At 42.9% G+C, this 21,863-nt stretch carries 20 protein-coding genes; 14 read left to right on the top strand and 6 right to left on the bottom strand.

Annotated elements, in window-relative coordinates; all coding sequences use genetic code 11:
* Nucleotides 1-2: 2 nt before the first annotated feature.
* The 10 genes from AACQ42_RS15685 to AACQ42_RS15640 all read left to right on the top strand — a co-directional run bounded on the left by AACQ42_RS15685 (nt 3) and on the right by AACQ42_RS15640 (nt 13,538).
* Entirely contained in the window at nt 3-1,433 is a 1,431-nt protein-coding gene (locus AACQ42_RS15685; RefSeq protein ID WP_094164876.1) for a transporter substrate-binding domain-containing diguanylate cyclase, read from the top strand.
* Nucleotides 1,434-1,977: 544 nt separating this feature from the next.
* Entirely contained in the window at nt 1,978-4,098 is a 2,121-nt protein-coding gene (gene nrdD, locus AACQ42_RS15680; RefSeq protein ID WP_026028505.1) for an anaerobic ribonucleoside-triphosphate reductase, read from the top strand.
* 23 nt (nt 4,099-4,121) lie between these two features.
* On the top strand, nt 4,122-4,589 hold the full coding sequence (nrdG, locus tag AACQ42_RS15675) for an anaerobic ribonucleoside-triphosphate reductase-activating protein (protein ID WP_013867863.1): 468 nt from the start codon (nt 4,122-4,124) through the stop codon (nt 4,587-4,589).
* Nucleotides 4,590-4,651: 62 nt separating this feature from the next.
* Complete coding sequence (locus AACQ42_RS15670; protein WP_013867862.1) at nt 4,652-5,833, top strand: amino acid aminotransferase; 1,182 nt, start codon at nt 4,652-4,654, stop codon at nt 5,831-5,833.
* Nucleotides 5,834-5,861: 28 nt separating this feature from the next.
* Nucleotides 5,862-6,482 carry an ATP-dependent zinc protease family protein gene (locus AACQ42_RS15665; protein ID WP_088733400.1) on the top strand — a complete coding sequence of 207 codons (621 nt, stop codon included), beginning with the start codon at nt 5,862-5,864 and terminating at the stop codon, nt 6,480-6,482.
* A 315-nt stretch (nt 6,483-6,797) separates the two neighbouring features.
* A complete protein-coding gene (locus tag AACQ42_RS15660) occupies nt 6,798-7,745 on the top strand; it encodes an exopolyphosphatase (RefSeq protein ID WP_038148427.1) in 948 nt (315 codons plus the stop codon).
* Between the two features lie 251 nt (nt 7,746-7,996).
* Nucleotides 7,997-9,814 carry an extracellular solute-binding protein gene (locus tag AACQ42_RS15655; RefSeq protein WP_254918550.1) on the top strand — a complete coding sequence of 606 codons (1,818 nt, stop codon included), beginning with the start codon at nt 7,997-7,999 and terminating at the stop codon, nt 9,812-9,814.
* Nucleotides 9,815-9,823: 9 nt separating this feature from the next.
* Entirely contained in the window at nt 9,824-10,909 is a 1,086-nt protein-coding gene (locus tag AACQ42_RS15650) for a microcin C ABC transporter permease YejB (protein ID WP_013867858.1), read from the top strand.
* The gene (locus tag AACQ42_RS15645) at nt 10,906-11,949 is read left to right on the top strand and encodes an ABC transporter permease (RefSeq protein ID WP_017047205.1); all 1,044 of its coding nucleotides are present in this window, start codon (nt 10,906-10,908) and stop codon (nt 11,947-11,949) included. The genes AACQ42_RS15650 and AACQ42_RS15645 overlap by 4 nt, the downstream gene beginning before the upstream one ends.
* Nucleotides 11,946-13,538: an ABC transporter ATP-binding protein gene (locus AACQ42_RS15640; protein ID WP_088733397.1), complete on the top strand. Its 1,593-nt coding sequence runs from the start codon at nt 11,946-11,948 to the stop codon at nt 13,536-13,538. The genes AACQ42_RS15645 and AACQ42_RS15640 overlap by 4 nt, the downstream gene beginning before the upstream one ends.
* A gap of 116 nt (nt 13,539-13,654) precedes the next feature.
* On the opposite strand, the gene AACQ42_RS15635 is transcribed toward AACQ42_RS15640, so the two are convergent.
* Together AACQ42_RS15635 and AACQ42_RS15630 are read right to left on the bottom strand one after the other, a co-directional pair.
* A complete protein-coding gene (locus AACQ42_RS15635) occupies nt 13,655-14,446 on the bottom strand; it encodes an EAL domain-containing protein (protein ID WP_013867855.1) in 792 nt (263 codons plus the stop codon).
* A gap of 278 nt (nt 14,447-14,724) precedes the next feature.
* Complete coding sequence (locus AACQ42_RS15630) at nt 14,725-15,360, bottom strand: hypothetical protein (protein ID WP_026027861.1); 636 nt, start codon at nt 15,358-15,360, stop codon at nt 14,725-14,727.
* A 341-nt stretch (nt 15,361-15,701) separates the two neighbouring features.
* Here AACQ42_RS15630 and AACQ42_RS15625 point away from each other — a divergent pair, with 341 nt between their 5' ends.
* Both AACQ42_RS15625 and AACQ42_RS15620 read left to right on the top strand, forming a co-directional pair.
* On the top strand, nt 15,702-16,241 hold the full coding sequence (locus AACQ42_RS15625; protein ID WP_017047204.1) for a cytochrome b: 540 nt from the start codon (nt 15,702-15,704) through the stop codon (nt 16,239-16,241).
* Complete coding sequence (locus tag AACQ42_RS15620; RefSeq protein ID WP_013867851.1) at nt 16,238-16,807, top strand: YceI family protein; 570 nt, start codon at nt 16,238-16,240, stop codon at nt 16,805-16,807. The genes AACQ42_RS15625 and AACQ42_RS15620 overlap by 4 nt, the downstream gene beginning before the upstream one ends.
* 96 nt (nt 16,808-16,903) lie before the next feature.
* On the opposite strand, the gene AACQ42_RS15615 is transcribed toward AACQ42_RS15620, so the two are convergent.
* On the bottom strand, nt 16,904-18,676 hold the full coding sequence (locus AACQ42_RS15615) for a methyl-accepting chemotaxis protein (RefSeq protein ID WP_176429633.1): 1,773 nt from the start codon (nt 18,674-18,676) through the stop codon (nt 16,904-16,906).
* Between the two features lie 194 nt (nt 18,677-18,870).
* Here AACQ42_RS15615 and AACQ42_RS15610 point away from each other — a divergent pair, with 194 nt between their 5' ends.
* The gene (locus AACQ42_RS15610) at nt 18,871-19,476 is read left to right on the top strand and encodes a beta-phosphoglucomutase family hydrolase (RefSeq protein ID WP_013867849.1); all 606 of its coding nucleotides are present in this window, start codon (nt 18,871-18,873) and stop codon (nt 19,474-19,476) included.
* Nucleotides 19,477-19,503: 27 nt separating this feature from the next.
* On the opposite strand, the gene AACQ42_RS15605 is transcribed toward AACQ42_RS15610, so the two are convergent.
* Both AACQ42_RS15605 and AACQ42_RS15600 read right to left on the bottom strand, forming a co-directional pair.
* The gene (locus AACQ42_RS15605) at nt 19,504-19,977 is read right to left on the bottom strand and encodes an FKBP-type peptidyl-prolyl cis-trans isomerase (RefSeq protein ID WP_064626184.1); all 474 of its coding nucleotides are present in this window, start codon (nt 19,975-19,977) and stop codon (nt 19,504-19,506) included.
* 19 nt (nt 19,978-19,996) lie between these two features.
* Entirely contained in the window at nt 19,997-20,623 is a 627-nt protein-coding gene (locus AACQ42_RS15600) for a thiol:disulfide interchange protein DsbA/DsbL (protein WP_047690361.1), read from the bottom strand.
* A gap of 154 nt (nt 20,624-20,777) precedes the next feature.
* Between AACQ42_RS15600 and AACQ42_RS15595 the strand changes: the two genes are divergently transcribed.
* Entirely contained in the window at nt 20,778-21,395 is a 618-nt protein-coding gene (locus AACQ42_RS15595; protein WP_013867846.1) for an OmpA family protein, read from the top strand.
* Nucleotides 21,396-21,508: 113 nt separating this feature from the next.
* Here the strand turns inward: AACQ42_RS15595 and AACQ42_RS15590 are convergent.
* Nucleotides 21,509-21,863 (bottom strand): transketolase-like TK C-terminal-containing protein (locus AACQ42_RS15590; protein WP_303396284.1); only part of this gene is annotated, 355 nt, incomplete at its 5' end.

Raw genomic sequence — 21,863 nt, 5'->3', positions numbered from 1 at the left:
ACATGAAACTGAAATCTGCGTTATTGATGATATTTTCTCGAGTGATGGCTGTATTGGCGCTGCAGCTTCCAGTCATCGTTTCTACGGCAGAAGTCGGTGAACCGCTCTCCAGCGAGCATGATCTTTCTCAACCTCTGCTTATTACAAGCTCAGCCAAGTGGAAACCGTATTCGTATATTAATAAGCAAGGAGAGCCTGCCGGAATCTTAGTCGATTATTGGAAAGTCGTTGCTGAGCAAAGCGAGTTCGATGTTGAATTTAAACTAGTAAGCTGGAACGAATCACTAGAGCTGGTTAAACATGGGCAAGCCGACGTTCATGCTGGTCTAATTCAATCACCTGAGCGAGATCTGTTCCTCGATTTTGGACCTGAAATTATGGCGATCGAGACGCACGTATTCTTAGATCAACACTTACTCGGTACGGATTTTGACAAAATATTTTCAGGTGAAATCGATATTAAGGTTGGTGTTGTATTGGGTGGCTATGAGGCGTATTACGCAGCTCAATATTTACCTAAATTAAACTTGGTCTACTTTGCCACGAATGAAGATATGTTGTATGCCGCTTCCAGTGCAAAATTAGAAGGGTTTATTAGCGATTATCAAGTCGCTAATCTCTTTATGTTTACAGAAAATAGCCCGAAAAAATATGTGCCAGTTAAGTTTCTCTATTCTGAGCCGTTACGCTTTGGGGTGAAAGAGGGCAATGACGTTCTTTGGCAGAAGCTCGCAAATGCGACAGATAAGGTATCTGATGCCTCTAAAATGCAGTTATTTAGTCGCTGGATCTACATGGAAACGGTTTACCCAAAAAATTTTATCCCGATCATCATTAGCGTAGCTCTGATGGTTCTCTGTATTTACATCTTGATGTTAAGACGCGCAGTCATACATAAAACCATCGATTTAGAGAGAGCAAATCACTTGCTAGAGAAATTGGCGCAAACTGATGAGCTAACAAAAATCAGTAATCGCCGACACTTCCAATCAAAGATAGCAGAATTGCAAGGAACTCCCGTCCCCTTCACCTTATTGGTGTTTGACATTGATAACTTTAAGCTAATCAATGATCAGTTTGGTCATGAAGTGGGTGATCAAGCCATTATTCATGTGGTTAGACATGTACAGAGAAAGTTATCCAATAATGACTTTATTGCTCGTTTAGGTGGAGAAGAGTTCGCCATTATTCTTACTCTCTATGCCTTTGAAGAGGTCAAATTGAAAGCTCAATATATCTGTCAATCTGTCTATGAAAATCCAATGCGAGTAGCCAGTGATACGATCACGCTCAGTATCAGTTTGGGTGGCGCCTATTACGATCTTGTTCCTGATAAGGTCTCACTTACTGTTGCGGACAGTTTAATGTACCAAGCCAAGTCGGCGGGTAAAAATCGTGCTGTAGTTGTTAAAGTCGATCAATGTGCGGATTGATCATTCCTATTAACTTCATTTCGGCCATCTATTATCACTTGTCTCGCCCGAGGACAGTGTTTCAAGAAAAGCCATTCCAAGAAAAGTATGGATGATGTTTTTTGGCAACGAAATGACCTCGATTAATCATGAAATAGTGTGCTGGAATTCGACATTTCATGTCGCTAATGTGAGACTTTGTGCCCAAGTCGCGAAAGAGGGAATAAAGAGTATTGCTGCCGCTAATCGACATACACATTTTGATTTTAACATCGCAATACCTCACTGATCGAATCCGAAGGCTTAGCCTATCAGGTTCGGTGAAATTTCAAGAGGAAAAATCAAAAATTTGCAATTTTCATCGTTTCTTTTCTAAGTGAGATCTACTACTCCAAGATCGCATTGATCTTGTTCAATGCTCGGTTTTTATTGATCCAAATCAATACCCTAAGTTGGGAGTTTTCGTTAAATGCACCACAATATATTGTGTCAGTCGGATAATAAACTGCTCTATATAGTGTATTTGTGGATAACTCTGTGAGTATGCTAGGGGTAAGGAGAAATGGTGAAACCTATCGTAATCAAACGTGACGGATCGAGAGCCCCGTTCAACCGTGATCGCATTCAATCTGCCGTGGAAAGTGCAGCTGAACATATTGATAAAGAGATCGCTATTTACGCACTCAATGTGGCGTTGGCGGTAGAACTGAAGCTCAAAGATTACGATGAAGTCCATATCGCCGAGATTCAAACCTTAGTAGAGAACGAGCTAATGCAAGGGCCCTATAAAGCATTAGCTCGTTCATACATCGAGTACCGACACGATCGTGATATCGCGCGTGAGAAGCAAAGTGCCTTGACGCAAGAGATTGAAGGCCTTATCGAAGAAAGTAATGCCGATCTGCTCAATGAAAATGCGAATAAAGACGGCAAAGTGATCCCAACGCAGCGTGACTTACTGGCTGGTATTGTGGCGAAACACTACGCTAAAACCCGAATTTTACCGCGTGATATTGTGCAAGCGCATGAAGAGGGTGATATCCACTATCATGACTTGGATTACGCTCCCTTTTTCCCAATGTTTAACTGCATGCTGATTGATTTAAAAGGCATGCTCACTCATGGCTTTAAGATGGGTAATGCGGAAATTGATACGCCAAAATCAATTTCAACCGCCACCGCAGTGACCGCGCAAATTATCGCTCAGGTTGCGAGCCATATTTACGGCGGCACCACCATCAACCGTATCGATGAAGTGCTTGAACCTTATGTGACAGCCAGTTACGACAAACATTTAGAAATAGCAAAAGAGTGGGATATTCATCATCCCGAAGCCTTTGCTATGTCCCGTACAGAAAAAGAGTGCTACGACGCATTCCAGTCACTTGAATATGAAGTCAACACTTTGCATACCGCGAATGGGCAAACTCCGTTTGTCACTTTCGGCTTTGGTCTAGGGACCAGTTGGGCCTCTAAATTGATTCAACAGTCAATTTTGAAAAATCGCATTGCTGGCTTAGGCAAAAATCGTAAAACGGCTGTATTCCCTAAGTTGGTATTTGCCATCAAAGATGGCTTAAATCATAAAGCGGAAGATCCAAATTATGACATTAAACAACTCGCATTAGAGTGTGCGACCAAACGCATGTACCCGGATATTCTCAACTACGACAAAGTAGTTGAAGTGACGGGTTCATTCAAAACCCCAATGGGTTGCCGCAGCTTCTTAAATACATATGAAGAAGGTGGTGAGCTGATTCACGAAGGGCGGAATAATTTGGGGGTAGTCAGTCTCAATTTACCTCGTATCGCGCTGAAAGCGGGCCGAAATATTGAACAGTTCTACACATTACTCGATAAAAAATTAAAACTGGCTCGCCGTGCTTTAGAAACTCGCATCAGCCGCCTTGAAAAAGTCAAAGCACGCGTCGCGCCTATTTTGTATATGGAAGGGGCATGTGGTGTTCGATTAAAAGCCGATGATTCTATTGCCGATATATTCAAAAATGGCCGAGCATCTATCTCTTTGGGCTACATCGGTGTGCACGAAACCATTACCGCGCTCTATGGCAGTGACACACATGTTTATGATGATAGCGAACTGCGAGATCGCGCGTTAGATATCATTAAATACCTGAAAGGGGCCGTTAACCAATGGGCGGAAGAAACCGGTTACGCGTTCAGTTTGTACGGTACGCCAAGTGAGAACCTCTGCAGCCGTTTCTGCCGTATCGACACCAAAGAATTTGGTGTGATTGAAGGCGTAACGGATAAAGGTTATTACACCAATAGCTTCCATTTGGATGTGCAAAAGAAAGTTAATCCATACGATAAAATTGATTTTGAGATGCCATATCCAGAGGTTTCAAGTGGTGGCTTTATCTGTTATGGAGAGTTTCCGAATATGCAGAAAAACATAGAAGCGCTTGAAAACGTTTGGGATTACAGTTACAGCCGTGTTCCTTATTATGGGACCAATACGCCAATTGATGAGTGCTATGAATGCGGTTTTACTGGCGAATTTGAGTGTACGAGTAAAGGGTTTACCTGTCCTAAATGTGGTAATCACGACTCATCCAAAGTCTCCGTAACCCGCCGCGTGTGTGGCTACCTTGGTAGCCCAGATGCTCGTCCGTTTAACTTCGGTAAACAAGAAGAAGTTAAACGTCGCGTTAAACACTTGTAAGTGATAGTGAGTAACCTGTTGGCATGAATTATCACCAATATCATCCGATTGATGTTGTGAATGGCCCGGGGACGCGTTGTACGCTGTTCGTCTCCGGCTGTGAACATCAATGCAAAGGATGTTATAACAAAGGGACTTGGTCGCTGCATTCTGGCCACACTTACAATGAGCAACTAGAGCAGCAGATCATCACCGATTTGAACGACACGCGCATCAAGCGCCGAGGATTATCCTTGTCGGGTGGCGATCCCTTACACCCGCAAAACCTTACTTCTATTTTGCAATTGGTTAAACGAGTAAAGACTGAATGTGTGGGGAAAGATATCTGGTTATGGACGGGATATACCCTAAACGAACTCAGTGATGCTCAAAGACAAGTCATTGAATATGTTGATGTCTTGATTGATGGAAAATTTGAACAGGATAAAGCCGATCCAAGCTTAGAATGGCGAGGCAGTGCCAATCAAATAATCCATCAATTTAAACTGTAAAAATTATGTATCTAGTGCTAACTTGAAGGTCATTACTTGAATTTCAAAGGGTTGTGACCTTCATGTTTTCACATTTACCAACACCAACACTCGATCCAATACTTTCATTATCGGTTGCATACCGCAACGATCCTCGCAGCGAAAAAGTTGACCTAGGCATTGGCGTTTATCGTAATAGCCAAGGAGAGACGCCGATTATGCGCGCCATTGCCAAAGCGCAAGAGCACGTGATTGCCACACAAACCACTAAATCGTATGTTGGGCTTGCTGGGTGTGAAGAGTTTAACCAAAGCATGGTGAACTTATTATTGTCTGGCACTTCAGTGCTTGATCGTGTGGCTGCGATTCAAACGCCCGGAGCAAGTGGTGCGCTGCGTATGCTCGGTGACTTAATGCACGTAGCACAACCAGAAACGACGGTGTGGATTACTGACCCAAGTTACGTCAATCATAAACCTGTGATGGAAGCGGCGGGTTTAAAAGTGAAATATTATTCTTACTTCTGTCGCGAGACTAAACAAGTCGATACTGCACGGATGCTTGATGATTTATCGCAAGCAGGGCCAAAAGATGTGGTGCTTATCCATGGTTGCTGCCATAACCCAACTGGCGCGGATATTGATTTCGCCGCATGGCAAGCGATCACCAGTCTTGCGCAGAAAAATGGCTTCATCCCTTTTGTTGATGTTGCCTACCAAGGGTTTGGTGAAGGTCTTGAAGAGGATGTGAAAGGGCTGCGTTTTATGGCAAACAACGTCGAAGAGATGTTGATCACCACCTCTTGTTCAAAGAACTTTGGTCTCTACCGAGAACGAACTGGTGCCGCGATTGTTGTCGGTAAAAATGCACAAGATGTAGCGAATGCAAAAGGTAAATTACTAACGTTAGCCCGTTCGACCTACACTATGCCGCCCGATCATGGTGCTGCACTGGTGAAAACTATTTTACAAAATCAAGCATTAACCGCGATTTGGAAGCAAGAGTTAAGTGAAATGCAACAGCGTTTGTTAAACCTGCGTCAAACCTTGTGTAATCATTTGAGAAATCAGCACAATACTTCACAATTCGATTTTATCGAAAGTCACAAAGGGATGTTTACTGTGCTAGGCTTTACTCCAGAACAGATGGCTCAGCTACGTGATCAATATGGAATCTATGGGGTAGGTGATGGCCGAATTAACATTGCAGGCTTATCAGAACAACATATTCCGTATGTTGCTCAAGCCATAGTGAATGTCTCTTAAATATTTATCAGTTTGATTAGGTGGGTCAATGAAACAACACTTGAAACTTATTGCTCTTTTAATGTTGAGTACTGGTTTGATGGCATGTAGTACGCTAAACCAAACCTCAACACAACCAGAGCAAAAGCCAAAAGTTGAAGAGCCAAAACAACACAATACTGAGGCACAAAAACCGGTTGAAAAACCCTCAAAAGAGCCAGTTGTGGTGAAGGCCAAAAAAACCTCTGATGGTAAGCTTATTTTGGGCGAAAAAGAGTGGGTTTATGTGCCGAGTTTGAACGAAAGCTTCAAAGCGCGTATCGATACCGGAGCGGCCACCTCTTCAATTAGTGCCGTGGATGTTGTTGCTTTTGAACGCGATGGAAATGATTGGGTCAAGTTCAGGATTGAACACGATGACATCAAAAGTGATGAGATAAGTTTACCTGTTGAACGCTGGGTCAGAATTCGGCAATCCAGTGCAGAGGGTACACAAAGACGTGCGGTCGTTGTCGCTTGGATTGAAATTGGTGATCTCAAAGAGAGAACCGAATTTACGCTTGCCGATCGTACACATCTGACTTATCCACTGTTACTTGGTCGTAGTTTCTTTAAAGATGTAGCGCTTGTTGATGTGAGCCGAAAGTACGTGCAGGATAAACGTAAATAGAGATACCTCACTTCTTAGCTCAACCTAACAGCCAGCACTTGTTGCTGGCTTTTTCTTACCTTCAATTCCCTAGTTGTAACAGCAGTCTTCATACATCATTACTTCATTCGATATTTGCTCAATAAAATGATGCGCTGTGTTGAATAATGTTTGAAAACCATTGTGTTAAGTTTGTTAAAAGGACGATGGCGTCTAAAATTAAAACATACCACCTGCATTGGTAAACCTAAAAGGTGTTAACTCAGGATCTGATATACAAAACACTGCTTAAACCCACGCCGAGCAGTGATATGACTGCTAATAAGGAAATTGTCTATGTCTGAGCATCAACAAGCTGAAAGTAAATTTAGATTAGTGACACGCAGCGATTTTGATGGGCTGGTTTGTGCCGTGTTGCTCAAAAAACTCAACCTAATTGACGAGATCGTGTTTGTTCACCCAAAGGATATGCAAGATGGGAAGGTGACGACAACTGAGCGTGACATTGTCACTAACCTGCCTTACGTCGCTAATGCTCACTTAATTTTTGATCATCACTTATCGGAAACTATTCGCAATCAAGGTGAAAGGCCGAATCATATTATTGATCCAAACGCGCCGTCTGCCGCGCATGTAGTATGGCAATATTATGGCGGACTAGATACGTTTCCCTCTCAGTGGCAAGAGATGCTGATTGCTGTCGACAAAGGTGACTCCGCGCAGTTTACTCGGGATGAAGTGCTTGATTCTGCGGGATGGAATTTACTGAATTTCCTGATGGATGCAAGAACAGGTTTAGGGCGCTTCCATGAATTTCGTATCTCCAATTATCAGTTAATGATGGATCTTATCGACTACTGTGCGAACCACTCCATTGCTGAGATTCTTGCCCTGCCGGACGTTCAAGAGCGCGTTACTTTGTACCGTGAGCATGAAATTCTATCTAAACAGCAGATTCAACGTTGTGCCAAAGTCTATAAAAACCTTGTCATTCTTGATTTGACGGGCGAAGAAATTATTTACGCGGGGAATCGGTTTATCATTTATGCCTTATTTCCCCAGTGTAATATCTCGATTCACAAAATGTGGGGCTTTCAGAAGCAAAATATCGTGTTTGCTACGGGGAAATCTATTTTTGATCGTGGCTCTAAAACCAATGTGGGCGGATTAATGCTCAAATATGGTGGTGGAGGCCATCAAGCGGCTGGAACGTGCCAAATTGCTCTTGAAATGGCCGAGCAGGTAGAAAAAGAGCTGATCAGCCAAATTACCACAGATGGTTAAAGCCGATGAAGCCCTGCATGGCAGGGCTTTTTATCTCATCGCGGCGTTTTCTATACGTTTCGTTCCTAAAACCACAAAGTTACCAATTCTTATTGCGACGCACCACTTACCAGCAATGCCAAGTTGTTTCGTTATAATTGCAGCTTGGGGTTTCGTAAATCTTATTTTTCTCTATACTTACCCAAGTGACTGAATTATTAATAGTTTACACCGATGGAATGTCGCGAAGTTATCAATGGAAGGATTCTAGTATGAGAAAAATTAAGCCTACGCTGTTAGGTGTGACTGTGCTGCTGATGAGTGCTTTGGCGACTGCGGATGTTGTAGAAACCACAACATTATCCGGCGTTGGGCAAGCCAAATATCCCGCCAATTTTTCTCATTTCGATTATGTTAATCCAAGCGCACCTAAGTACGGAAAAGTAACTTATGGCGAGGTAGGTACTTACGACAATTTTAACCGCTTTGCTTCCCGAGGCGCTCCGGCGGCAGGCAGTGGTGAGCTTTATGATTCACTGATGTTTGCGCCCAGCGACGAAATTGATACCTATTATCCATTGATTGCTTCTAAAGTTCGTTATTCTGATGACTATTCGTGGCTAGAACTAGATATCAACCCGAACGCACGTTTTCAAGACGGTAAACCGATCACCGCGCAAGATGTTGAGTTTACGTTCAACAAGTTCATGACAGAAGGGGTGCCTCAATATCGACTGTTTTACAAAGCGGTTAAATCGGTAACGGCGATCCATCCTTTAACGGTTCGTATTGAGATGTCAGAACCTAATAGAGAAAAGCTTTTTAGTTTGGCTCAATCAACTCAAGTGTTGCCTAAGCACTATTGGCAGGATAAAAACTTAGCAGAACCATTAAATGAACCGCCAGTCGGCAGCGGTCCTTACAAAGTCGTACGTTATCAAACTGGGCAGAGTGTCACTTATGAGTTGCAGGAAGATTATTGGGCTGCCAACTTACCAGTCAACATTGGGCGGCATAATTTCAAGCAGACCCAATACGACTATTACCGCGACGATACCGTAATGCTTGAGGCATTTAAAGCTGGGGAATTTGATATTCGCCAAGAGAGTTCGGCGAAGTTTTGGGCCAGCTCATACACTGGATTGAACTTCGATAAAGGATTCATCAAGAAAGAAGCGATCGCGCATAATAGTCCAGCGTCAACCCAAGGTTTTGTATTTAATATTCAACGAGAAGTGTTTAGTGATCCGAAAGTGCGCGAGGCTTTGACCTATGCGATGGATTTTGAATGGATGAACAAAAATATGTTCTACGATCAATATTCACGAACGCGTAGCTATTTTCAAAACACAGAGTATGAAGCGAAAGGTCTTCCCTCTACTGATGAACTTACTATTCTTACACCACTAAAAGATAAGATCCCAGAACGTGTTTTTACCCAAGAATACCAACCACCAGTGACGGATGGGTCTGGTCGTATTCGTCAACAACTACGAGTCGCTTTTCAATTGCTCAAAGAGGCGGGGTGGGAGTTGAAAGATAAAGTGATGACTCATAAAGAAACGGGTAAAGCGTTTGAGTTTGAGTTATTGATCTACAGTCCGACCACGGAACGCATTGCTATTCCTTTGCAAAAAAATCTAAAACAGCTTGGTATCGAGATGAAGATTCGCTCAGTGGATACCACACAATATCTTAAGCGTTTGCGCGATAGAGATTTTGACATGCTTTCGTCGGCCTATGCGGCGAATCCTTACCCAAGTCCTAACTTGTTGATTATCTGGAATTCAAACTACATCGATTCCACGTACAATCGTGCTGGAGTGGCAGACCCAGTTGTCGACTTCCTCACTGAACAAATTGCCGCCAATCAAGAGCATCCAGAAAAATTATTGCCTTTAGGCCGAGCATTAGATCGCGTTCTACAATGGAATTTTTATCTGATCCCACAGTGGTATCTGAGCCAATATCGTATCGCAACTTGGGACAAATTCGAGCGCCCTAGTGTGATGCCAAAATATGATATTGGTCTTGATACTTGGTGGGTTTCGGAGCAGAAAGCGCAATTGCTACCAGAAAAACGCCGTTAAGAGGATGCAATGACTGCTTATATTTTCCGCCGATTGCTGCTCGTTGTGCCCACGCTGTGGGCGATTATTACCATTAATTTTTTTATCATCCAAATTGCCCCCGGAGGCCCAGTTGAGCAAGCGATTGCACAAATGGAAGGACATGGTGACGGAATTATGGAGCGATTTACTGGAGGCGGCCAAGAGGTGGATATGTCGCTGTCGGCTAACACTGGAGGATATAAAGGTTCTCGAGGTTTAGACCCCGAGGTAGTCGAAGCGATAAAAAAACAGTTTGGTTTCGATAAGCCACTTCATGTCCGTTATTTTGAAATGCTAAAAAATTACGCAACCTTTAATTTTGGTGACAGCTTATTCAAAGGGGGCAATGTTATTGATTTGATCACTGAGCGTTTGCCCGTTTCGATCTCTTTAGGGCTGTGGAGTACGCTGATCATCTACCTTATCTCCATTCCTCTCGGAATTTTAAAAGCCATTCACCACGGTTCAAGGTTTGATGTATGGTCAAGCGCAGTGGTTATCATCGGTTACGCCATTCCTGGCTTCTTATTTGCGATCATTTTGATCATTATTTTTGCCAGTGGAAATTATTTCAGTTGGTTCCCACTGCGTGGTTTAGTATCAAATAATTTTGCTGATCTGACTTGGTATCAACAAATTGGCGACTATTTTTGGCATTTGGCTTTGCCCATCTTTGCAATGGTGATCGGTGGGTTTGCCACTTTGAGTATGCTAACGAAAAACTCATTTCTTGATGAGATCAACAAACAGTATGTGGTGACGGCTCGAGCAAAAGGACTGGATGAAGGACGTATTCTTTATCAGCACGTTTTTCGTAATGCGATGCTGATTATTATTGCCGGTTTTCCGAGTGCTTTTATCAGCATATTTTTCACCGGTTCGATGCTGATTGAAGTGATGTTTTCACTGGAAGGTATAGGGCTACTTGGTTTTGAATCGACCATTCAACGGGATTATCCTGTAGTGTTTAGTTCTTTATACATCATGACGTTACTTGGATTAGTCCTCAGCATCATTTCCGATTTGACCTATATTTGGGTTGATCCTCGAATCGACTTTGAGGCTCGTTCATGATGGTAAAAAAAAGGCTGTCCAACCCATTAAACGTATTGCGCTGGCACGGTTTTAAGTCCAATCGGCGCGGTTTTTATTCACTATGGTTGTTTACGCTTTTATTTGTGGTGAGCCTATTTGCTGAGCTGATTGCAAATGATAAACCCCTTTTGGTTGAGTACGATCAGCAGTGGTTTTTCCCGACCTTTCAACAATATGCAGAAACTCGTTTTGGTGGTGAGTTTGAAACCGAAGCGGATTATACCGATCCTTACGTCATCGATCTGATTGAAAAAAAAGGCTTTATTGTTTGGCCATTGATCCCATTTAGTTACGACACCATCAACTTTAATATCAATAGTGCAGTGCCGTCAGCGCCAGATTCAGTGAACTGGCTTGGTACTGATGATAAAGGGCGCGATGTGTTGGCTCGTATTATTTACGGGTTTCGCATTTCGGTTTTGTTTGGCTTTGTATTAACACTCGTCTCGTCAGTAATAGGCGTTATCGTTGGTGCCACTCAAGGTTATTATGGCGGTTGGCTTGATTTACTTGGGCAACGTTTTATTGAAGTTTGGTCAGGGATGCCAACGCTTTTTCTGCTGATCATTTTATCGAGTTTCGTCGAACCGAATTTTTGGTGGTTGCTCGGTATTATGGTTCTTTTTAGTTGGATGAGTTTAGTGGGCGTGGTGAGAGCGGAGTTTTTACGCTGTCGTAATTTTGATTATGTGCGGGCTGCGCAAGCGATGGGTGTGAGTGATCGCCGCATTATGCTTCGCCACATGCTACCTAACGCGATGGTGGCTTCTTTAACCATGATGCCTTTTATTCTTTCAGGCTCAGTTACGACTTTAACATCCTTAGATTTTCTCGGTTTTGGCTTGCCAGTCGGCTCGCCCTCTTTGGGCGAATTATTGGCGCAAGGGAAAGCCAATTTACAAGCTCCATGGTTAGGTATTTCAGCATTTGTGGTGCTCTCGTTAATGCTGACATTATTGGTCTTTATCGGCGAAGCGGTACGCGATGCCTTTGACCCGCATTCGACAGGGAGAAGATGATGAGTAAAATCGTACTCTCTATCCAAAATCTTTCGGTCGGGTTTGGTCAAAAAGACAATCTTGAACCTGTGATTAAAGCGGTGTCACTTTCTCTCTCTGCAGGGGAAACTTTAGCGCTGGTGGGGGAAAGTGGTTCTGGTAAATCAGTGACGGCGAATGCCATTTTGAAGTTGTTACCGAAAAGTGCTGCCCACTATTTGCAAGGGGAGATCTTTTTTGATGGTATCAACACGTTGAACTGTAGCGAGAGGCAATTAAGAGGTATACGAGGCGGGCGGATTGGTATGATTTTCCAAGAGCCAATGGTCTCACTCAACCCTCTGCACAAAGTTGGTAAACAGTTGATCGAAGTTGTTGAGATTCATCGAGGACTAAGAGGCAGCAAAGCACGTCAGTTGGCCATTGCATGGTTAGAAAAAGTGGGTATTCGATCGCCAGAAATTAAGATCAATGCTTATCCACATGAACTTTCTGGGGGAGAACGCCAGCGAGTCATGATTGCGATGGCTTTGATCAATGAGCCTGAATTACTGATTGCTGATGAGCCAACCACTGCGCTTGATGTTTCTGTGCAGGCGCAAATATTAGATCTACTTAAAAACCTGCAACAAGAACTGGGTATGGCCATGTTGTTCATTACTCATGATCTCAGTATTGTTAAGCGTATCGCTGATCGCGTTGCCGTAATGCAAAATGGGCAAGTGATCGAGGTGAATGATGCCAAAACGCTGTTCTCATCACCCTCTCACTCTTATACCAAAAAATTGATTGAATCCGATCCTCGAGGTTTGCCCGTTGACGTAAACCCTGACAACCCAATTCTAGTGCAGCTTCAGCATCTCAAAGTATGGTTTCCCATCACTGGCGGCTTATTCAAGCGCACGGTCTCGCATATTAAAGCTGTCACCGACATGCAGTTTAAGCTTAAAAGAGGACATTCATTAGGAATTGTTGGCGAGAGCGGTTCGGGTAAATCGACCACTGGCATGGCGATACTAAAATTAGTCCATTCGGAAGGCTCGATTTGTTACGACAATAATGAGCTGCAAGGGTTAGATAGGAAAGCTATGTTACCTTATCGCAGCAAGATGCAAGTCGTTTTTCAAGATCCATTTTCAGCACTGAATCCGAGAATGTCGGTGGCGCAGATTATTGGTGAAGGGTTAGAGGTTCATAGCCGTTATGATAGACAAACTGTTGAACGAATGATTTGTGATGTGATGCGAGAAGTTGAACTCGACCCAGCCACTCGCTACCGTTATCCCAATGAGTTTTCAGGTGGGCAACGACAACGTATCGCGATTGCTCGGGCATTGGTGCTTAAACCTGAGTTCATTTTACTTGATGAACCAACTTCTTCTTTAGATCGTACGATTCAAGCGCAAGTGTTGGATTTGCTTAAATCGCTGCAACAAAAATATGGATTAACGTACTTGTTCATTAGCCATGATTTACATGTGGTGAAATCATTATGCCATTACACTATGGTGATGAAACAAGGTGAAGTCGTTGAGCAAGGGGAAACGCAACAGCTGTTTCTCAATCCTCAGCACCCTTATACCCAAGAGCTTATTTCCTTTTCTTATTAAACATCACGCTATGTCAGACAGTTAAATAACGTGATGTTGTCGCTAGGAAAACAGTGAGTGAACCTTGAAAGTAGCAGTAAAGTTGGGGTGCTACGCGCATGTAAAGAATATCGCGATTAAATGGCCATCTTAATGGCTGGTACTATCGCTTCCGGCATGGCTAAAAAATAGCCTTGAAACATATCAATATCGAGTTTTTGCATTGCTTCGAGTTGCGCTTGGGTTTCGATGCCTTCTACAACGGTATTGGAACCATTCTGTTTCGCAAGGGTAATGCCATCCATAAGTGGGTCACAATCACCTTGCATATATTTGAGTAATAAGCTTCGATCAAATTTGATGATATCAGGCGTCACCAAATTAACCCGTTGTGGTGTTGAGGCTTGAGTACCAAAATCATCAATGGCAATTTTAAAACCATTTGCAGCCAGACTTTGCGTTGCGCATTGCAGCTTGCTTTCATTTTCTGAATCGATTTCAATCAATTCCATGACCAGTTGATTATGTTCTATATGCAGTTCTTTGAGGCGATCGCATAGCAATGCTTTGTTGATGTCGCTGATGGCAAACAATTCACCTGCGACAGGCAGTAAGTTTAGAAATAATTGGCATTGACGATATTCGGAAAGGGCATAGTTTCGGATGTGGATAACTCGGCTGAGTCTTTCTACGTTAAGTTTGTCGATGGGATTAATAGTGTCGGAATGGAAAAAACAATCGGGGCGAATGGTCGTGCTGCCATTGGCGGTTATTCTCACTAGGGCTTCAACGCCCACAATACGGTTATCCCGCGAGAATATCGGCTGGAAAACGCTTCGCAGCACAAGATGTTGGTAATGAGCAATAAACTGGCCATCGGAATCCAGAGACATGCATTTTGAAAACTGAGTTTTGTTAGTTAAAAGCATACAATTTTCGACATCCTAATCATTAATTTTTGCTTGAAGCATCCGAGCGCCAATATGCCATGCCATATTATTGACCCACCTTGACCTTTGTCAATTGTACCTTTGGCTAAGATGAAAATTTGTGGGTTGTCAAAACAGCGTCACAAATATTGAATTATTTAGTGAATGTGATGCGGCAGGCTCAATTGATTGAGAGTGTGCTAAATCAGAAGACAGCCCAATGAAGAGGGTAATATAAAATCTAGAATTTGGAAGAAAATGAGGGCGGTTTGTTTACGTTACGCCCATTGTAATACGGCATATAATTGAACGTATTTTCGGACTAGTTGCTGGTTTTTAGAGCGTTTTAAAGGATGGCTAAATTTAATATAACAAGGGCTAATTTGAAAACGGTTCTCTAAAGATTGAGTTAGCAATGAGTCACTTTCATACAGCGTGATACCTTGTGCGAGGTATTGATCTATTTCATCGGGTAATTGCCCTGTCCACCAATGAAGTAACTCGCGACTTTTTTGGCTACGACTGATCCAGTGATCGGTCAGTAATAACAGTAAATCATTCGGTTGAATCGCGTAAGCGTACTCATATTTCCACTGCGCAATGTCTTGCATCAACTTTTCTCGACAGGTTTTACCAGCACTGACCATATGGTGAGTCAGGATCCATACTGTTCCTGCATCACTGCTCACTCGGTAGTGGTGTGGCATGTCTCGCTGAGGGATTGATTCAATAACAGAATAGTGGCATGGGTGCCCAAATTCACTGAGTGTACGAGCCAACCTGCGAGCAAAAGCTAGTCCTAAGTGATGTTCACTCATTCCTTGGTTGTGTATGGTGGGGTAGTGCTTTTCACAAAGTTTTAGACAGTCAGCTTGAAATTCGTTGACGCTTTGCGTGAGTATGTCCAGTAGCAACTCGTTGTTCTCCTTTAATAAAGCCAAGCAAGATTACCACAGTTATCAACAAGCACGAGCAGCAAATGGCGAGTTCTTGATCTTTCACACTATTCTTCTAATACGAGCATTCTACAGGTGTTAAACCCTTATGATTTGAAGCTACCGTTGTTTCAAGTTGTTTGAGCCTAAGTCGTGGTTATCTATATCCACAATAAGTTCCTTCAGTTTTTTCGAATAACTCAATCAGTACTAAAGTATGTCCACAATGTAAAGTATGGTAAATACTGTGTTAATAATTTAGGCTAGAATATAGATTCAATTCACTTTGTTGCTGTTTCACTTGCTGGTTTAGAAAATTTATGACAACTGAAGTTAAAAATTACAACCTAGTCACGCGTCTTATCCATTGGTTATCCGCACTCGTTATCATCGGTATGTTTGGTGCTGGGATCTGGATGGTTGAGTTAACCTATTACAGTCAATGGTATAACACCGCGCCACATTGGCATAAATCTGTCGGTTTGTTGCTGCTCGCGGTCACCCTGTTCCGCATACTCTGGAAGTTGGTGAGTGTCTCTCCTGCCATTGGTGGCGGCCACTATGAGCGCATTGCGGCTAAAGCGGCGCACGGATTAATGTATTTATTATTGATGACGCTGTTTGTATCAGGCTATTTGATCTCAACAGAAGATGGCCGAGGGATTGATGTTTTCAATTGGTTTACTGTACCAAGTATGGGCTTGTTGTTTGAAGGACAAGCCGATCTCTCTGGTACGGTTCACTTTTACGCAGCTTGGACGCTGATTATTTTAGCAGGCGTGCACGCTGTTGCCGCACTCAAGCACCATTTTATTGATAAAGACGATACGCTACGAAAAATGATAGGAGCTTCTAAATGAAGAAAACGTTACTTGCTACTGGATTGGCTTTCGCAACACTCATGCCGCTAGGTGCAAACGCTGCTGACTATGTTATAGATACCAAAGGTGCGCATGCTTCAATTAACTTTAAAGTCAGCCATCTTGGTTATAGCTTTACCAAGGGCCGCTTTAACAAGTTTGATGGTGAGTTTTCCTACGATCCTAACGACCTTGCAAGCTCAAAAGTGAAAGTTAATGTGGATACTCGCAGCTTGGACAGTAACCATGCTGAACGTGATAAACATATTCGTAGTGCTGATTTCATTGATGCATCAAAATATTCACAAGCCACGTTTACCAGTACTCAAGTGGTTGATAAAGGGAATGGTAAACTAGAAGTGCTCGGTGATCTTACCCTGCATGGTCAAACCAAACCCATTACTATTGATGCAGAATTTATTGGTGCAGGTAAAGACCCATGGGGTGGCCAACGCGCTGGTTTTTCGGGGACAACACGTATCGAACTCGCGGATTTCAATATTGCAGTAATGGGCGCTTCAAGCTACGTCGATATGGAACTCTATGTTGAAGGAATACAAAAGTAATCCACATCTTGTTATGCTTTAAGCAAACATGAATAAAAGGGTCTAACTCTAGACCCTTTTCACTAACTCTCGCTATATTTTATCTCTATACATTGGCTAACTGACGGATTTCTGAGTCTGGAATTCGGCGACCGCGTTGTCCATGTCGTTTGCTTGTTTGGAAACGATATCGACTTCAATCAAACACTGTTTAGCTGAGTGCATATTATTATCAGAGATAGAGTTAAGTTCGGTGATCGATTCACTGACTTGGTTCATCACAATGCCTTGTTCTTCAATTGCAGAGGCGATTCGCTCAGAGTTACTTTGTATCATTTCCATGTCAGAGAGAATCTGACGTAAACTATTATCCAGTTCTCCTGAAGCCGTTAGCGTCGCATGGCCTTGAGTATTGCATTGTGCAATATCAGTGACAACGGTGCTCATTTGGCTTTGAATTGCAGAAACGACATTGGTGATCTCTTCCGTTGACTGATGCGTGCGGCTGGCAAGTGCGCGGACTTCATCGGCGACCACAGCAAAGCCTCTGCCTTGTTCTCCGGCGCGAGCGGCTTCAATCGCGGCATTTAATGCCAGTAAATTGGTCTGCTCTGCGATACCTTGAATGATGTTAACAGCACCGCCAATTTGTTCGACATGCTTGTTCAATGAGGCGATGGATATTTGACTTTTTTCCAATGTTCGTGAGAGTTCATCGACATTTTTTACCGTTGATTCCACCACCAAACGCCCTTGCTGAGCATTGTGCGCGGCTTTGTGTACACCTTCTACCGCTACACTAGTACTTTCTGAAATTTCGCTGATGGTGGACACCATTTCTTGAACGGCCGTTGCCATTGTCGTGGTGTGGTCAGCCTGAACGTGAAACTGTTCAATCACATCTTCTAATTCGTTATGCATACTTGATGTACTGTTCGATAGCTGGTGAGACTTTGTTTGAGAGCCAGCGATAAGAGTTTCGAACTTATCGAGTAAGATATTAAAGTAAGTTGCGATCGATACCAGCTCGTTGCGGCCAGTCAGCTCAACACGCAAACTGATGTTGTTGCTGTTTGAAATCATTTGCATCACTGACAACAACTTACTCACTTGCACGTTAATGGAGCGCGCTATTTGGAGAATAAAGCCAAGGATTAGCACGATCACTAACGCACTGAGCCCTTGCTTCACATAGTTAAGTTCTTGCTCAATACTTGTAATCTCTTTATTTAACACTTCAGAAAAGGTGACAAACTGTTGTTCAACATTATGAGAAAGGTTACGTACTTCACCAAGCAGCCCTTGATTATATCTCAAACCAATCACTTTTTTCTGATCGGCAAGCTGTTGGGCGGCCTGTGCTAATGCCGGAAAACGGTTAGTCACTGTGCTGTTTTGCAGCTCTCCAACCTGCACGCTTTGATCAAACGCCATCAGCTCTAAAAGTAATGCATCATCAGCATTAGGTTTTATGGTTTCCAATGCTTGTAAATAAGTGGCTAAAAGGCCGGATTTTTCATTTAATCCGTATAGGCTATAAGCCTGCACCAATTTTTCAAAACCTTGTTTATAAGCCAAAAGATCTTGTCGGAGTTGGCTACTAGAGGGGAGATCTCGATCTAACAGGATGAGGGAAAGTTGCTGTTCCAGATCTAAAAAAAGAGTGCTGTTTTTTTTAAAGGTTTCAAGGTATTTCACGTCGCTTCGCAGAAGAAAATCTTTCTCATTGCGCCGCAAATTGAGCAGTCTAATTTCAAGTTTATCGACTAAGTTAATGGCTTGATTGAGCGTTTCGGTGGTTTGGGAAAAATGTGTGGTAGTGGCTAACATTACCAGAACCCCGATAACCGCAATAGCACCCAGTGAATATAATTTTTGTTTGATACTCATGAGATTATACACCTAAGTAAAATGACAATAATTGATGAAAATGTAATTATTAGTATGTTTAATTAGAATGTTAGGATTAAATGAAGCGTATATCAATGAACGCAAAAATATAAATTACATTCATTATCGTGACACAATATTGGAACTTTTATTTTGTTGATTCCCATAGAATTTGTTAGAGGCGTTCTGTAAACATGATTGAATTAGAAAATTACCAAGGACTTATTTTTGATATGGATGGTACGTTGCTTGACACCATGCCAGCGCATTTAGAGGCTTGGTCAAAAACAGCGCGACATTTTCGTTTCCCATTCTCAGAACAGTGGTTGCACAGTTTAGGTGGCATGCCTAGCGCTAAAATCGTTTCACAAATCAATAAGCTGCACGATCTCAAATTGGTGCCAGAGCTGGTCGCCCAATTTAAAATGGCGGCATTTTCTTCTATCGAAAATAGTGGCGAGGTAATTTCTTGTACTCATGAAGTTGTTGAGCAGTTTTATGGTAAAAAGAAGCTTGCGGTTGGGACAGGAAGCCAAAGGCAAAGTGCACTCGCATTGCTTAAAAAGTCTGGGCTATTAAATCGCTTTGATGCTGTAGTAACGGCGTCTGATGTTGAAAACCATAAACCGAATCCAGATACATTTTTGCGTGCAGCCTTTTTATTAGATCTCGAACCTAAGCATTGTGTGGTGTTTGAAGATACTCATTTGGGTAAACAAGCCGCTCACGCTGGAGGAATGGATTGTGTGATGGTAGAGGAAGGAAAACTGGTGTTTTATCCAGTCCCTTCTCAAGAATAGAGCCGCGTAATGCGGCTCAACACCGCTTTACTGGATTTCAATTAATTCCACATCAAAAATCAGTACGGATGCAGGTGGGATAGGGCCGCTGCCACTTTTGCCATAACCTAAATTACTGGGTATGAACAGGCGCATTTTTTGTCCTTCCACCATCAGTTGTAGACCTTCCTGCCAGCCTTGAATCACCTGCTTCAAACCAAACACAATCGGGTCGTTACGTTCAACTGAGCTATCAAACACCGAACCGTCAAGTAAAGTACCGTGATAATGCACTTTTACACGACTGTTGGCTTTCGGATGAATGGTGCCAGTACCTTGTTGGAGTACGAGATATTGTAGGCCACTTTCGGTTGTTATCACGCCATCTTGCTGAGTATTTTCAGCCAAAAACGCTTGGCCTTTAGCAAAATTTTCATCGGCAATTTTGTGGTTATTCCACGTACGATAGATGAAAAAGCCAGCCAGTAAAAAAATAATAATTGGAAATACAAATTTAGACATATTTTTAAAGCCTTGTGGATTAGGGGTGAGTCAATAAATATGAGATGGTATTCGCGATATCTGCTACATCTTTATGACCGGAGGTGATGACTAAATATTTGCCTTTCACAATAAAGGTTGGAACGGCATTGATTTGGCCTTTCACTGAAATATCATCAGCGAGCTGAATCTCTTGGAATAACTGTTTTTGCTGCTCATCATCTAACGAATACGGGCTGATTAGCCCTCGTTGGCTGAAGGCCAAATCAATCGCTTCTTTACGCTCACTTAACGTTACTTCTTCATCCATTTGCACGACCGAAAATAGCTGTTCCATCATGGCATGATCGGGAATTGCTCCCAGTTGCATCACGGCTGAATAGTAAATCATGGCTCCAATCTGTGCGCCTTCGTTAAAGGTGACATGCAGTTTGCCAAATGTTTCGCCTGTTATTTTCTCTAGCTCTGGGATGACCTTTTCCATTGAACGACAGTGTCCGCAAGTCAGCGAAAACACTTCCGTGACGGCTGGCAGGCGGTATGTTGCAAGACTTACGGGAAGCTCATCATATTGTTTCCCTTTTTGTGGCGTAGTGTTGTCACCGCAGCCTGCTAGAATCAGTAGTGTTGTGATGAGAGTCAACCAATAGCGTGTGTTTTTTTTCATAACGAGTATTGAGTTAAAAAAGAATACTTGAATTCTAACGGCTTACCGTGACAAGGAAAACAGAAACAACCACGAAATTGCTACCAAATATATATAAAGTTTTACAGTCTTGGCCGATACAGTTTAGGTAGTAAGAGAATGGAGTGATGCTTGAATGAAGTATTTAGCCTTACCGTTATTGATGTTGTTAACGGGGTGTGGAACATTAGCCACCGCAGATCGGATGTTTAGCGACAATCTATTGGATGCAGCGCCAAAAGGTGATTTTGACGTGCTCTACCCTGAATGGGGCTATGCGCCGAAGATTGCTTCAACAGGTGTTCAAGGACCGATGGGACAGCAGCGCGTGAGTAGCTATGATTCTTTGCAAAGTTTTTTATTGAAGAATGGCGTTGATTACGAGGTTCTCCCGGGTAACCACATTATGGTTAAATTGAAAGATACGGTGAAATTTGAAACGGGCTCGTCCACCGTCTCCTCTGGCTCTGGTGATTGGCTTACTATGATGGGACGTTATTTAGCCTCAGAACCCGGTATTGATATTGTGATTGATGGTCATACGGACAGTAGTGGAGCGCCCACTTTTAATGATGGTTTGTCTGAACGTCGAGCGAAAGCGGTAAAGAACACTTTAGTGAAAAGTAATGTGGCGATGGACTCTATTTTTACCCGTGGATATGGTGAATACGTTCCGGCTTGTACGAATAAAACCAATGCAGGTAAAGCATGTAACCGTCGTGTGGAAGTGTTATTTATTGTTTCCAATAATTAAGTTATGCCTTTTGGTGGCGTGCCTTTTAAGTGATGTATCTCTTTTCACACGCGACAAGATCAAAAAAGCCCAGCGAATGACTCGCTGGGCTTTTGCATTAAAAATAAGAAGACTTAAGCAAGCAGCTCTTGTGCTTGTTTCACCACGTTTTCAGTCGTAAAGCCGAACATTTTAAACAGTTGATCCGCCGGTGCTGACTCACCAAAGGTAGTCATACCGATGATCTTGCCGCCAAAACCAACGTACTTGTACCAGAAGTCCGCGATACCTGCTTCAATAGCGATACGCTTAGTCACGGCTGCTGGTAGTACGGCTTCGCGGTAGGCTGCGTCTTGTTTATCAAACGCATCGGTCGATGGCATTGACACTACGCGCACTTTCTTACCTTCGGCTGTAAGTTGCTCTGCAGCTTTCACCGCCAGTTCAACTTCAGAGCCAGTGGCAATCAGGATAAGCTCAGGCTGACCA

Source organism: Vibrio sp. V12_P9A6T4 (assembly GCF_963874835.1).
Lineage (GTDB): Bacteria > Pseudomonadota > Gammaproteobacteria > Enterobacterales > Vibrionaceae > Vibrio > Vibrio anguillarum.
Note: the sequence above shows the minus strand (reverse complement) of the source record. Positions and strands in the feature narration are given on the sequence as shown.

What these genes read in the sequence shown, in the direction of transcription:
- AACQ42_RS15685 (WP_094164876.1), top strand. Translation starts at nt 3, where the DNA reads ATGAAACTGAAATCTGCGTTATTGATGATATTTTCTCGAGTGATGGCT.
- nrdG (WP_013867863.1), top strand. Translation starts at nt 4,122, where the DNA reads ATGAATTATCACCAATATCATCCGATTGATGTTGTGAATGGCCCGGGG.
- AACQ42_RS15670 (WP_013867862.1), top strand. Translation starts at nt 4,652, where the DNA reads ATGTTTTCACATTTACCAACACCAACACTCGATCCAATACTTTCATTA.
- AACQ42_RS15665 (WP_088733400.1), top strand. Translation starts at nt 5,862, where the DNA reads ATGAAACAACACTTGAAACTTATTGCTCTTTTAATGTTGAGTACTGGT.
- AACQ42_RS15660 (WP_038148427.1), top strand. Translation starts at nt 6,798, where the DNA reads ATGTCTGAGCATCAACAAGCTGAAAGTAAATTTAGATTAGTGACACGC.
- AACQ42_RS15655 (WP_254918550.1), top strand. Translation starts at nt 7,997, where the DNA reads ATGAGAAAAATTAAGCCTACGCTGTTAGGTGTGACTGTGCTGCTGATG.
- AACQ42_RS15650 (WP_013867858.1), top strand. Translation starts at nt 9,824, where the DNA reads ATGACTGCTTATATTTTCCGCCGATTGCTGCTCGTTGTGCCCACGCTG.
- AACQ42_RS15645 (WP_017047205.1), top strand. Translation starts at nt 10,906, where the DNA reads ATGATGGTAAAAAAAAGGCTGTCCAACCCATTAAACGTATTGCGCTGG.
- AACQ42_RS15640 (WP_088733397.1), top strand. Translation starts at nt 11,946, where the DNA reads ATGATGAGTAAAATCGTACTCTCTATCCAAAATCTTTCGGTCGGGTTT.
- AACQ42_RS15635 (WP_013867855.1), bottom strand. Translation starts at nt 14,446, where the DNA reads ATGCTTTTAACTAACAAAACTCAGTTTTCAAAATGCATGTCTCTGGAT.
- AACQ42_RS15625 (WP_017047204.1), top strand. Translation starts at nt 15,702, where the DNA reads ATGACAACTGAAGTTAAAAATTACAACCTAGTCACGCGTCTTATCCAT.
- AACQ42_RS15620 (WP_013867851.1), top strand. Translation starts at nt 16,238, where the DNA reads ATGAAGAAAACGTTACTTGCTACTGGATTGGCTTTCGCAACACTCATG.
- AACQ42_RS15615 (WP_176429633.1), bottom strand. Translation starts at nt 18,676, where the DNA reads ATGAGTATCAAACAAAAATTATATTCACTGGGTGCTATTGCGGTTATC.
- AACQ42_RS15610 (WP_013867849.1), top strand. Translation starts at nt 18,871, where the DNA reads ATGATTGAATTAGAAAATTACCAAGGACTTATTTTTGATATGGATGGT.
- AACQ42_RS15605 (WP_064626184.1), bottom strand. Translation starts at nt 19,977, where the DNA reads ATGTCTAAATTTGTATTTCCAATTATTATTTTTTTACTGGCTGGCTTT.
- AACQ42_RS15600 (WP_047690361.1), bottom strand. Translation starts at nt 20,623, where the DNA reads ATGAAAAAAAACACACGCTATTGGTTGACTCTCATCACAACACTACTG.
- AACQ42_RS15595 (WP_013867846.1), top strand. Translation starts at nt 20,778, where the DNA reads ATGAAGTATTTAGCCTTACCGTTATTGATGTTGTTAACGGGGTGTGGA.